General features: G+C 62.6%; 10 protein-coding genes and 1 riboswitch. Of the genes, 5 read left to right on the plus strand and 5 right to left on the minus strand.

Annotation, left to right across the window (positions count from 1 at the left end; translation table 11 throughout):
* The first annotated feature begins 127 nt into the window (after nucleotides 1-127).
* Both hldE and AC07OV_RS30150 read left to right on the plus strand, forming a co-directional pair.
* A complete protein-coding gene (gene hldE, locus AC07OV_RS30145; RefSeq protein ID WP_495093580.1) occupies nucleotides 128-1,552 on the plus strand; it encodes a bifunctional D-glycero-beta-D-manno-heptose-7-phosphate kinase/D-glycero-beta-D-manno-heptose 1-phosphate adenylyltransferase HldE in 1,425 nt (474 codons plus the stop codon).
* Complete coding sequence (locus tag AC07OV_RS30150) at nucleotides 1,545-2,480, plus strand: NAD-dependent epimerase/dehydratase family protein (protein ID WP_495093581.1); 936 nt, start codon at nucleotides 1,545-1,547, stop codon at nucleotides 2,478-2,480. The genes hldE and AC07OV_RS30150 overlap by 8 nt, the downstream gene beginning before the upstream one ends.
* A 97-nt stretch (nucleotides 2,481-2,577) precedes the next feature.
* On the opposite strand, the gene AC07OV_RS30155 is transcribed toward AC07OV_RS30150, so the two are convergent.
* The 4 genes from AC07OV_RS30155 to AC07OV_RS30170 all read right to left on the minus strand — a co-directional run bounded on the left by AC07OV_RS30155 (nucleotide 2,578) and on the right by AC07OV_RS30170 (nucleotide 5,969).
* Nucleotides 2,578-3,537, minus strand: a complete 960-nt coding sequence (locus AC07OV_RS30155; protein WP_494999226.1) for a metal ABC transporter ATPase — start codon at nucleotides 3,535-3,537, stop codon at nucleotides 2,578-2,580.
* A 41-nt stretch (nucleotides 3,538-3,578) separates the two neighbouring features.
* Nucleotides 3,579-4,391 carry an aldo/keto reductase gene (locus tag AC07OV_RS30160; RefSeq protein WP_494999225.1) on the minus strand — a complete coding sequence of 271 codons (813 nt, stop codon included), beginning with the start codon at nucleotides 4,389-4,391 and terminating at the stop codon, nucleotides 3,579-3,581.
* Nucleotides 4,388-5,563: an NAD(P)/FAD-dependent oxidoreductase gene (locus AC07OV_RS30165; protein ID WP_494999224.1), complete on the minus strand. Its 1,176-nt coding sequence runs from the start codon at nucleotides 5,561-5,563 to the stop codon at nucleotides 4,388-4,390. Before AC07OV_RS30165 ends, AC07OV_RS30160 begins: the two co-directional genes overlap by 4 nt.
* 70 nt (nucleotides 5,564-5,633) lie before the next feature.
* Nucleotides 5,634-5,969 carry a DMT family transporter gene (locus AC07OV_RS30170; protein ID WP_494999223.1) on the minus strand — a complete coding sequence of 112 codons (336 nt, stop codon included), beginning with the start codon at nucleotides 5,967-5,969 and terminating at the stop codon, nucleotides 5,634-5,636.
* Nucleotides 5,970-6,069: 100 nt separating this feature from the next.
* Here AC07OV_RS30170 and AC07OV_RS30175 point away from each other — a divergent pair, with 100 nt between their 5' ends.
* Both AC07OV_RS30175 and waaA read left to right on the plus strand, forming a co-directional pair.
* A complete protein-coding gene (locus tag AC07OV_RS30175; RefSeq protein WP_495093582.1) occupies nucleotides 6,070-6,960 on the plus strand; it encodes a LysR family transcriptional regulator in 891 nt (296 codons plus the stop codon).
* A 23-nt stretch (nucleotides 6,961-6,983) separates the two neighbouring features.
* On the plus strand, nucleotides 6,984-8,261 hold the full coding sequence (gene waaA, locus AC07OV_RS30180; RefSeq protein ID WP_495093583.1) for a lipid IV(A) 3-deoxy-D-manno-octulosonic acid transferase: 1,278 nt from the start codon (nucleotides 6,984-6,986) through the stop codon (nucleotides 8,259-8,261).
* A gap of 121 nt (nucleotides 8,262-8,382) precedes the next feature.
* Here the strand turns inward: waaA and AC07OV_RS30185 are convergent, their stop codons facing one another.
* The gene (locus tag AC07OV_RS30185; protein ID WP_176997159.1) at nucleotides 8,383-9,822 is read right to left on the minus strand and encodes a TolC family outer membrane protein; all 1,440 of its coding nucleotides are present in this window, start codon (nucleotides 9,820-9,822) and stop codon (nucleotides 8,383-8,385) included.
* A 196-nt stretch (nucleotides 9,823-10,018) separates the two neighbouring features.
* Nucleotides 10,019-10,124: riboswitch (TPP riboswitch) on the plus strand.
* A gap of 148 nt (nucleotides 10,125-10,272) precedes the next feature.
* On the opposite strand from AC07OV_RS30185, the gene thiC reads away from it, so the two are divergent.
* Nucleotides 10,273-12,162 carry a phosphomethylpyrimidine synthase ThiC gene (thiC, locus tag AC07OV_RS30190; RefSeq protein ID WP_176997158.1) on the plus strand — a complete coding sequence of 630 codons (1,890 nt, stop codon included), beginning with the start codon at nucleotides 10,273-10,275 and terminating at the stop codon, nucleotides 12,160-12,162.
* The last annotated feature ends 72 nt before the right edge of the window (nucleotides 12,163-12,234 follow it).

Genomic DNA, 12,234 nt, shown 5'->3' on the forward strand with positions numbered 1-12,234 from the left:
GCATCACCTCGGTCCGACGCCCCACCGCAGTGATGCCATCGCCGGCAAGCCGGCTCCTACAGTGCAAAACCTCCCACCACCCTGTGCTAATATCGCGCCCCTGTTCATTTTGTATGTGGGTTGCTCCATGAAGTTGTCCATGCCGCGATTCGATCAAGCCCCTGTCTTGGTGGTCGGCGATGTCATGCTCGACCGTTACTGGCATGGCGGTACCTCACGGATTTCCCCTGAGGCACCGGTACCGGTAGTCAAGGTCGAGCAAATCGAAGACCGTCCAGGTGGCGCTGCCAACGTTGCCCTCAATATTGCCGCGCTCGGCGCCCCGGCCTCCCTGGTGGGGGTGACCGGCGACGACGAAGCCGCCGACAGCCTGGCCAACAGCTTGCGCGGGGCCGGCGTGCGTGCGCTGTTCCAGCGCATTGCTCACCAGCCGACCATCGTCAAGCTGCGGGTGATGAGCCGTCACCAGCAATTGCTGCGTATCGATTTTGAAGAGCCCTTCTCCACCGACGCCCTGGCCCTGAGTGGCCAGGTCGACGAACTGCTTGAAGGAATCAAGGTGCTGGTGCTGTCCGACTACGGTAAAGGCGCTTTGAAAAACCACCAGGTGTTGATCCAGGCCGCCAAGGCCAAGGGCATTCCGGTGCTGGCCGACCCCAAAGGCAAGGACTTCTCGATTTATCGGGGCGCCAGCCTGATCACGCCAAACCTCAGTGAATTCGAAGCCATCGTCGGCGGCTGTGCCGATGAGCACGAGCTGGTGAGCAAAGGCGCAGCGTTGATGGCCAAGCTCGACCTCGGCGCGTTGCTGGTGACCCGTGGCGAGCACGGCATGACCTTGCTTCGCCCCAATCATCCGGCGATCCACTTGCCGGCCCGTGCCCGCGAAGTGTTCGACGTGACCGGCGCTGGCGACACCGTGATTTCGACCCTGGCCGCTTCCATCGCAGCCGGTGAAGAATTGCCTCACGCCGTGGCCCTGGCCAATCTGGCGGCGGGCATCGTGGTGGGCAAGCTGGGTACGGCGGCCATCAGTGCACCTGAGTTGCGCCGAGCGATCCAACGCTCCGAAGGTTCGGAGCGTGGCGTGCTGGGTATCGAGCAATTGCTGCTGGCGATTGACGATGCCCGCGCCCACAACGAAAGCATCGTGTTCACCAACGGCTGTTTCGACATCCTGCACGCGGGCCACGTGACTTACCTTGAACAAGCGCGTGCCCAAGGCGATCGACTGATCGTCGCGGTCAATGACGACGCCTCGGTCAGCCGCCTCAAGGGCCCTGGCCGTCCGATCAACAGTGTTGATCGGCGCATGGCCGTGCTGGCCGGCCTGGGTGCCGTGGACTGGGTCATCAGTTTCCCTGAAGGGACGCCTGAAAACCTGCTGGCCCAGGTCAAGCCGGACGTGCTGGTCAAGGGCGGTGACTACTCCGTCGACCAAGTGGTCGGTGCCGATATCGTCAGCGCCTATGGCGGCAAGGTCAAAGTGCTGGGCCTGGTCGAGAACAGCTCGACCACGGCCATTGTCGAGAAGATCCGCAACAATGAGTAAGGCTGATAAGTGGGTCTTGATCACTGGCGGTGCGGGCTTCATCGGCTCGCACCTGGTGGATGCGTTGCTCGCCAAGGGCTATGGCGTGCGGGTGCTGGACGACCTGTCCACGGGCAAACGCAGCAACCTGCCGCTGAACAACCCGCGGGTGCAATTGATTGAAGGCGACGTGGCGGATGCCGAGCGGGTGGCGCAAGCCGCCGTCGGTGTCGCAGCAGTGGTGCATTTGGCTGCTGTGGCGTCGGTGCAGGCGTCTGTGGATGACCCGGTCAGCACGCACCAGAGCAATTTCGTCGGCACCCTGAACGTGTGCGAAGCCATGCGCAAGGCAGGTGTGAAGCGCGTGGTATTCGCTTCCAGCGCAGCGGTGTATGGCAACAACGGCGAGGGAGCTTCGATTGATGAAGAGACCACCAAGGCGCCGTTGACACCCTACGCGTCCGACAAGTTGGCGGGCGAGCACTACTTCGATTTCTACCGTCGCCAGCATGGTCTGGAGCCGGTGATTTTCCGCTTCTTCAACATCTTCGGGCCGCGTCAGGATCCGTCGTCGCCGTACTCCGGTGTGATCAGCATCTTCAGCGAGCGTGTGCAGCAGGGCCTGCCGATTGCCGTGTTCGGCGATGGCGAGCAAACCCGCGATTTCATGTACGTGGAAGACCTGGTCGATGTGCTGGTACAGGCCATCGAAGCGCCCGAAGCACCGCTGGGTGCGATCAACGTCGGTTGGAATCGCACGACGACGCTCAAGGATGTGCTGCAGGCCTTGGAAGAGATCGTCGGCACGTTGCCGGCGGTGACTTACGGGCCGGCGCGTTCCGGGGACATCCGGCATTCGCGGGCGAATAACCAACGGTTGCTGGCGAGCTTCACCCTGCCCGAGCCCACACCGTTGAAGGTTGGCCTCGCCCGCCTCCTCAACCCCTAACCTCTGTAGGAGCCGGCTTGCCGGCGATGAGGCCCTGAAGATCACCTGAAGCTTCAGGCCGCTATCGCCGGCAAGCCGGCTCCTACAGGTAATGAGATCAGCGGCTGGCTTTTTTCTTCGGCACGATCTTGCGCAACACGCGCTGCGCCAGGCGCTTGAGCTTCGACTCTTTCTCCGGCTCTGCCAGGCCTTGCTGCCTGAGCCAATCCTTCCAGCGAATCCGTTCATCACGCACCAACCAACCCTCCTGTTGGGCGAAGCTTTCCGCCAGGTACAGGCCCCGTGTGCTCGCTGGGTAGAGTTGGTCTTTCTTCACGGTGTACAGCTCGGCCAGAGGCTGGCCGTCCTTCAAGGGCATCAGGTACAGGTCCGGGCGCTGGCGGTCCAGGCGGGCGACCAATTGGTCGCCTTCGAGACGCTCGTCCACATGGAACAGGCTCAGGGATTTGGCTTCCTTGGGCACTTCCAGGCGCAGGTCGTAGATCAGCTGCAGCGACGCCGTGGGAAGGTGCACGTAGGCCCGTGGCCGCTCGATCAACTGGGTGGTGGCGCAGCGCACCGGGCGTGCCGCGCCCGACAGGGGGCTCAGGCGAAATGGCAGGGCTTCACGGTAATGCAGTGCAGCGGAGTAGGGCGCTGGCAGCCAAGTGTCATTGAAACGCCCGCCGAGCCAGCCTTCGGGTGTCTCCAGCAGGCATTCCTCGGCGATTTCCTGGATGGCGGTGTGCAGCGGCAGGTTCAGTTCGTGGGCGGGGACGTAGCCGGAGATCAGCTTGAGCACCACGTCGCCACGGTCCTGGCGGCGCTGGCGTACCAGCACCCAGTAATCCTTGTTTTGCCAGTGCAGGGTCAGGCGTACCGACACGCCCAGGTTGGCCAGCTCCAGGGCGAAACGCTCGGGGTCTGCCACTTCTACTGGCTTGCGCCGTTGCAGGGTCTGGGCAAAGTTGAGCGGCATGCCCACGCTCTGGTAGCTCAAGCCTTCGGGGGTGGCTTCGACGTGCAGCGGCAGTGTTTTGAAGTTACTGGGGTTTTTTCTTATGAGCGTTCGCGGCATGTCGGCTCCTTCTTGCGACGGGGTCGGCCGCGTGGGCGGCATCAGAGTTGACGAATGACCTGGGCAGCGGTCGCCACGTTATGGGCCAGGTGCAGCGGGTTGATGGTCCCGACAATAGCACTGGCGACGCCCGTTTGCGCAAACAACAACATGAAACTGGCTCGAATTGGATCCATTCCGGGTTCCAGGCAAACGTGTCCGCTGGCCAAGGCCTTTTTCACCAGGATGCCTTTGCCATGGGCGGCGGCATAATCAATGACGGCTTTTTCGGTTTGTTCGTTCAAATTGTAGGTGACCATCGCGCAATCGCCCCGTTCCAGAGCCTTCACGCCGCCTTCGACAGTTTTGCCGGAAAAGCCGAAACCACGGATCTTTCCTTCCTTTTTCAGCGCCTCGAGGGTCTGGTAAACCTCGCAGTCGTTGAGAATGTGCAGGTCATTGCCGTCGGAATGCACCAGCACCAGGTCGATAAAATCCGTTTCAAGCCGTTTCAAGCTGCGCTCGATCGACATCCGGGTATGCGCCTCGCTGAAATCGTGGCTGGACAGCCCCTCTTCGAATTCTTCGCCGACCTTGCTGACGATCACCCAGTCCTTGCGCTGGTCGCGCAGCAGCGGCCCCAGGCGCTCTTCGCTGCGGCCATAGGCTGGCGCGGTGTCGATCAGGTTGATGCCCAATTCGCGGGCCTGGCGCAGCAACATCCGCGCCTCATCGTCGCCTGGGATCTGGAAGCCGCTGGGGTATTTCACCCCTTGATCACGGCCCAGTTTCACGGTGCCCAGGCCCAGTGGCGATACCAGCAGGTCGGTGCTGCCCAGGGGGCGATGCAGGTCGTGCAAGGTCGGTAGGGTCATGGCAGCAGTTGCTCCCAGGCAGGAACGCCGATGGCGGGTTTTGGCAGCTCGGGCAGGGGCTCGCTCGCGGTTGGGCGGATGCTGTCGCGTTCCAGGCTGTTGATCACTCGATCGGCAAAGTCCGGCGCCAGGGCCAGCTTGGTCGGCCAGCCCACTAGCAGGCGGCCCTGCTCAGCGAGGAAGGCGTTATCGGGACGGGTGAGGCCCGATTGCAGAGGTTCTGCGCGGTCGACGCGCAAGGTGGCCCACTGGGTCTGGCTCATGTCGATCCACGGCAGCAACTGCGCCAGTTCTTTTTGCGCAGTGGCGATTTGTTGTTCTGGCGTGCGCGCCACGCCGTCAGCCTCGGCAATATCGCCGCCCATGTACCACACCCAGTTGCCGTCGGCGGCCGGGTGGGTGGTGACGGTGATGCGCGGCTTGGTGCCGCCACCCAGGCAGTGGGCGTACAGCGGTTTCAGGCCAGGGCCCTTGGCGATGATCATGTGCAGCGGGCGCGTTTGCATGGCCGGTTGGCTCAGGCCCAGGGCCGTCAGCAGCTCTGCCGTGCCGGCGCCGGCACTCAGTACGATGCGTTGCGCGCGGATCTCGCGGCCATCCACCTTCAGGCCTACCAGTGCGTCGCCTTCCAGCAGCGGTTCGATCCGCTGGCCAGCGAGCAAGCCGTCACCGGCCAGGTGCGCCAGGCGTTCGATCAGGCTGGGGACGTCGATGACCAGTTCCGCCAGGCGATAGACCTTGCCCTTGAAACGGCGGTCCTGCAGGGCTGGCGGCAGGTCGTCGCCCTTGACCTGGTCGACGCGGCCACGCACGGCCTTGCTGGCAAAGAAACTGGTGAGGTTGCCCGCGAGAGTGCCGGGTGACCACAGGTAATGCGCTTCGGAGAGCAGGCGCACGCCGCTCAGGTCCAGTTCACCGTTACCGGCCAAGGCTTCGCGCCAGCGGCGCGGCATGTCGGCGATGGCTTCGGACGCGCCGGTGAGGGCGCCGTGCAGGGCGTATTTCGCGCCGCCGTGGATGATCCCCTGGGACTTCATGCTTTGCCCGCCACCCAAGGTAGCGCTTTCCACCAGTACTGTGGAGTACCCCTGCCGGCGCAGGCGCGCATTCAGCCAGAGGCCGGCAACCCCGGCGCCGACAATCAGAACGTCGGTGGAAATAACGGATGGCATGGGCGACCTCAGTGTTCAAGACAAGAGGCGCAGTATACAGGGATCGAAATGGGTCGGTGCCCGGCGGGTATCAGTGCCCGGCGGTTTTCGAGAACAACTGGATCACCACTACGCCCAGCACGATCAGGCCCATGCCCATGATCGCCGGCATATCGAGCTTCTGCCCATAGATGAACAGCGCCGCGACACTGACCATCACGATCCCCATCCCCGCCCAGACCGCATAGGCCACGCCCACCGGTACGGTGCGCACCACCAGCGTCAGCATCCAGAACGCCACGCCATAACCGACGATCACCAGCAGCAAGGGGATGGGCGTGCTCCACCCCTTGATGGCTTTCATGGAAACGGTCGCGATCACTTCCGAGCAGATGGCAATGGCCAGATAAACGTAGGCGGCATTCATGGTGGTAATCCTCGGAGTGGGTTTCTACAGGGTTGGCATTTTAGGGGTTCGACAGATGGGGTAAAGTCATTACCTATCCGAATTGAAGATGGGTTGAGCCATGAGTGTGCAATGGAACCTGGACCAGATGCGCCTGTTTGTCAGCGTCGCCGAACAGCGTTCGTTTTCGGCCGTAGCGCGCGGCCAGCGCAAGGCGCAATCGGCGGTAAGCAACGCGATTGCCCTGCTGGAGGCGGACTTGGGGCTGACCCTGTTTGAACGCAGCAGCGGGCGCCAGCCCATCTTGACCGAAGCTGGCAGCGTGCTACTGGAAGAGGCCCGCGAGGTGTTGCGCCAGTGTGAGCGTCTCAATGGTCGGGCACTCTCTTTGACGCGTGGCGAGGAAGCGTTGCTGCGCCTGGCCCAGGATGAAGCCATGCTGTTCCAGCCGGTGCTCGACAGCCTTGAGGCGTTGGCTGGTCAATACCCTCATCTGGAAGTGCAACTGTCCAGCGCGGCTCAAGGGGACGTGGCGCGCAAATTGGTGGAGCGCAAGGCTGACCTGGGTCTGTTGTTCTATCACGACCAGATCCCCGAGGCCCTTGAGCGGCGGGTGGTGGGCAGTGTGGAAATGGTCACGGTCTGTGGCGTGAATCACCCGCTGGCGAAAGAGACCTACGTGGATTGCAAGCGCCTGGCGCAGTTCCGCCAGTTGCTGATGTCGACGCAAACCAGCGTCTACCCCGGCAGCGAGGCCGCGAGCCCCCTGGTGTGGCGTGCCGACAGCTTCTACGTACTGGCCGAATGGCTGATGAGCGGCCTGGGCTGGGCCTGGCTGCCCCGGCATATCGTGCAGTACCCGACCTACCAGCAGCAGATGGTCGAGCTGGACAGCGAGTGGACGCCGCCAGCCCTGGTGGTGGAGCTGGTGTGGCGCCGCGATGAGCACTTGGGCCCCGCTGCGCGCTTCCTGGCCAAACGTTTTGCTGAGTGCTTGCAGGCGATTGACTGAAAAAGCCGATAAACTCCGCCGCCATGAATAGAACTCTCTACAGCTGTCTGTTTTACCTGGCGCTGCCGTTGGTGGCTTTACGTCTGTGGCTGCGTGCGCGCAAGGCGCCGGCCTACGCCAAGCGCGTCGGCGAGCGGTTTTCCTGCGGCTTGCCGGTGATGCAGCCGGGCGGGATCTGGGTGCACGCGGTGTCGGTGGGCGAGAGCATCGCCGCCGCGCCGATGGTGCGCGAGTTGTTGCAACGTCATCCCACGTTGCCGATCACGGTCACGTGCATGACGCCGACCGGCTCCGAGCGCATTCAGGCGATGTTTGCCAATGAACCGCGCATCCAGCACTGCTACCTGCCCTATGACGTGCCGTGTGCGGCCAAGCGTTTCCTTGATCGTGTGCAGCCGAAACTGGCGATAATCGTGGAAACCGAACTGTGGCCCAACCACATCCACGCCTGTGCCCAGCGCGGGATTCCGGTGGCGCTGGCCAATGCGCGGTTGTCAGCGCGTTCGGCCAAGGGCTATGGCCGTTTCGCCAAGCTGACCGCGCCGATGCTGGCCGAGATGAGTTTGCTGGCGGTGCAGACGCACACCGAGGCCCAGCGCTTCCTCAGCCTTGGCGCGCGCCCGCAAACGGTCGAGGTGACCGGTTCGATCAAGTTCGACCTGACCATCGACCCGCAATTGCCGGTGCGTGCCGCAGCGTTGCGCGAACAGTGGGGCGCCAGCGAGCGTCCGGTGTGGATCGCCGCCAGTACCCACGAAGGTGAAGACGAGGTAGTGCTGGCTGCCCACCGCCAATTGCTCGACAGCTACCCGAATGCGCTGCTGATTCTGGTGCCGCGCCATCAGGAACGTTTCGGCCCGATGTTCGAACTGTGCCAGCAACACGGGTTTGCCACGGCGCGTCGTTCCAGTGGTGAGCCGGTCACCCCGCAGACCTCGGTGTTGCTCGGCGACACCATGGGCGAGTTGCTGTTTCTGTATGCGCTGGCTGACAGCGCCTTTGTCGGCGGCAGCCTGGTGCCAACCGGCGGGCACAACCCGTTGGAACCTGCGGCGCTGGCGTTGCCGGTGATCATGGGGCCGCACGTGTTCAACTTCCTCGAAATCACCGCGATGATGCGCGACGCCGGGGCGCTGCGTGAGGTCGATGATGCGCAAGGTTTGGCTGAGGCGGTGCGCCAGTTGTTCGAGTTGCCGCAGGATGCGCACAAGATGGGACAGGCGGGGCTTGCGGTGATGCAGGCCAACCAGGGCGCGTTAAAGCGCTTGCTGGATGGCCTCGATCGACTCATCACCTACTGAAACAACACCGATAAAACTGTGGGAGCTGGCTTGCCTGCGATTGCATCATCTCGGTACTTCAGCTGCACCGAGGTGTCTGCATCGCAGGCAAGCCAGCTCCCACAGTGGTTTTGGGGTGGGCTTAATTACCCGGGCGGGCCTTGAGCTGCTCGGCCGCGGCTTTGGCCAGGTCGGGCGGCAGGAAGTCCTTGTCAGGGTTGTAGTCAGCCTTGAGGTAACGCGTCAGGTCCTGCAGATCCCCCGGGTTCAAAGTGCCCGCTGCTTGCTTCAGACGCAGGTTGTCGAGGATGTAGTCGTAGCGGCTGTTGTTGTAGTTGCGCACCGACGAATACAGCTGACGCTGTGAGTCCAGTACGTCGACGATGTTGCGCGTACCCACCTGGTAACCGATCTCCGTGGCTTCCACCGCGCTCTGGTTCGAGATGATCGACTGGCGGCGTGCCTGCACCTGTTCCACGTCGGTATTTACCGCGCGGTGCAGGTTACGCGTGTTTTCCACCACCTGGCGGCGCAGGCCTTCACGTTGCTGTTCGGTCTGGTCCAGGCGCGAATAGGATTCGCGCACTTGCGAACTGGTCAGGCCGCCGCTGTAGATCGGGATGTTCAAGCGCAGGCCGATAGTGCGCTGGGACACATCGCCCCCGTAGGGCACCGGCAACTGGTTCGGGTTGCTGAAGCCCAGCGCGTCGTTGTCGCCTTTTTCATACTGCGCCACGGCGTCGAGGGTCGGAGCATGACCGGCCTTGCGCTGCTTGAGGGTCTCTTCGGCGGCAGTGACGGCGTAGTTGCTGGCGAGCAGGTTCAGGTTCTGGCGGCCAGCCGTTTCAACCCAGGCCTTGGCGTCATTCGGCGCCGGTGGCAGCACCGGGAGCGTGTGGACAATGCCCTGGATCGAGTTGTACTGACGATTGGTCAGGGTGATCAGCGCCTCGAAGGCGTCATCCACCTGGCGCTGGGCAACGATGCGGTTGGCGCGCGCTGTGTCGTAGCTGGCTTGGGATTGCAGCACGTCGGTTTTGTCCGACAGGCCGACATCAAAGCGTTCGTTGGACTGATCGAGCTGGCGCTTGAAGGCGTTTTCTTCGGCCTTGGTCGAAGCCAGATTGTCCTGGGCGCGCAGCACGGCGAAGTAGTTTTCAGCGCTTTGCAGGATCAGGTTTTGCTCGGTGGCCGAAAGTTGCAGCGAGGCCTGCTCGTTGACGGCTTCGGCAGCTTGCAACTGGAACCAGCGATCGGCACGAAACAGCGGCTGGCTGAGGGTGGCCCGCCAGGAATGCGCATCACGGTTGACGGTGGCGGCGGGCTGGTCGATCTGGGTGCGCACGTTGTTGCTGTCGGCGCCGGCCGACAGGTTCGGCAGCAACCCGGCGCGGGCCTGGGGCACCACTTCTTTCTGCGCGCCGTATTGGGCGCGGGCAGCGGCCAGGTCGGCGTTGTTGTTCACCGCCTCCTGGTAGACGCTGACCAGGTCGGTTTTGGCGGACAAGGGCGCTTCTGCTGCCCAGACCATTCCGTTGGTCGCACAAGACACGGCGAGAGCCAGTGAGAGTTTGCGCAGCATGAGGCGATCCCTAGAGTGAATATTACGGCGATAATTTAGCGCCCAAGGCTAAGGCTGGCCATTCCTGGCGTCAAGCCTTGAGGCGGCTCCCGAGTGTAGTGGCCAGATCACGGCACAACAATCCTGCAATCACGCCATTCATCACGCTGAATGCACCGCCATTGGCAATTTGCCCACGGCATGGTCTAGACTGGCCGCGTTCTTGTCGGGGTGCCTTGTTGGAAGGCTGAGATCGGTAAATACCGGATCCCGTTGAACCTGATCAGGTTAGCGCCTGCGTAGGGAACAAGATTTCTCGTCACCCGGCGAGTCCTCTTGTGCTTCGTCCGGGATGCTGTTCATTTATTGAGCAGCCCTCGTGCACCAAGCACAGCACTGGTTTCAGTGCGTCCATCCGTCCCAGGTTCGCTCCGACAAAAATCCACCGCCTGGATAGTTGGAGAGCCCGTGATGACTACAAAATTAAAAAATACCGTGCACCTGAGTGAATCGGCCCAAGTCGACTCCGGCTCCGTGCAGCCGTTTACCCGCTCGCAAAAAATCTACGTACAAGGCACCCGCCCGGACATTCGCGTGCCGATGCGCGAAATCAGCCTGGACGTGACCCCCACCGATTTCGGCGGTGAAATCAACGCCCCTGTCACCGTGTACGACACCTCCGGCCCCTACACCGACCCCAACGTGATCATCGACGTGCGCAAAGGCCTGGCCGACGTGCGCTCGCCGTGGATCGAAGTGCGCAACGACACCGAGCGCCTGCCAGGCCTCACCTCGCACTTCGGCCAGCAGCGTCTCAGCGATGCCGAGCTGACCGCCCTGCGCTTCGCCCACGTGAAGAATCCACGCCGCGCCAAGGCCGGTGCCAACGTCACGCAGATGCACTACGCGCGCAAAGGCATCATCACCGCCGAGATGGAATACGTCGCCATCCGCGAAAACATGAAGCTGGAAGAGGCCCGTGCCACCGGCCTGCTCGACCAGCAGCATGCCGGCCACAGCTTTGGCGCCAGCGTGCCGAAGATCATCACCCCCGAATTTGTACGCGAAGAAATCGCCCGCGGCCGCGCGATCATCCCGGCCAACATCAACCACACCGAACTGGAACCGATGATCATCGGCCGTAACTTCCTGGTGAAGATCAACGGCAACATCGGCAACAGCGCCCTGGGTTCGTCCATCGAAGAAGAAGTGGCGAAACTGACCTGGGGCATTCGCTGGGGCTCGGACACCGTGATGGACTTGTCCACCGGCAAGCACATTCACGAAACCCGCGAGTGGATCATCCGCAACTCGCCGGTACCGATCGGTACGGTGCCGATCTACCAGGCACTGGAAAAAGTCGGCGGCGCCGCCGAAGACCTGACCTGGGAGCTGTTCCGCGACACCCTGATCGAACAGGCCGAGCAGGGCGTCGACTACTTCACCATTCACGCCGGCGTGCTGCTGCGCTATGTGCCGCTGACCGCCAAGCGCGTGACCGGCATCGTGTCCCGTGGCGGTTCGATCATGGCCAAATGGTGCCTGGCCCACCACAAAGAGAACTTCACCTACACGCATTTCGACGAAATCTGCGAAATCATGAAGGCCTACGACGTCAGCTTCTCCCTTGGCGATGGCCTGCGCCCGGGCTCGATTGCCGACGCCAACGACGCCGCGCAATTCGGCGAGTTGGAAACCCTCGGCGAATTGACCAAGACCGCCTGGAAGCACGACGTGCAAACCATGATCGAAGGCCCCGGCCACGTGCCGATGCAGTTGATCAAGGAGAACATGGACAAGCAACTGGAGTGCTGTGACGAGGCGCCGTTCTACACCCTCGGCCCGCTGACCACCGACATTGCGCCGGGCTACGACCACATCACCTCGGGTATTGGCGCCGCGATGATCGGCTGGTTCGGTTGCGCCATGCTTTGCTACGTCACGCCCAAGGAACACCTGGGCTTGCCGAACAAGGATGACGTGAAGACCGGGATCATCACCTACAAGATCGCTGCACACGCGGCAGACCTGGCCAAGGGGCACCCGGGCGCGCAGATTCGCGACAACGCCTTGAGCAAGGCGCGCTTTGAATTCCGTTGGGAAGACCAGTTCAACCTCGGCCTGGACCCGGACACCGCACGCTCCTACCACGACGAAACTTTGCCGAAGGACTCCGCCAAGGTCGCGCATTTCTGCTCGATGTGCGGGCCGAAGTTCTGCTCGATGAAAATCACCCAGGAAGTGCGTGAGTACGCCGCCAACCAGCGCATCGAAGCGGTGGACGTGGATGTGGCCAAGGGCTTGGCGGAGCAGGCGGAGCGGTTCAAGCAGGAAGGCAGCCAGCTTTACAAGAAGGTCTGATGGCCTCACCACAATCCCTGTAGGAGCCCGGCTTGCCGGCGATGGCGCCCGTGAGATCGCCATCGCCGGCAA

This window comes from Pseudomonas sp. GW821-FHT09A09 (genome assembly GCF_059418405.1).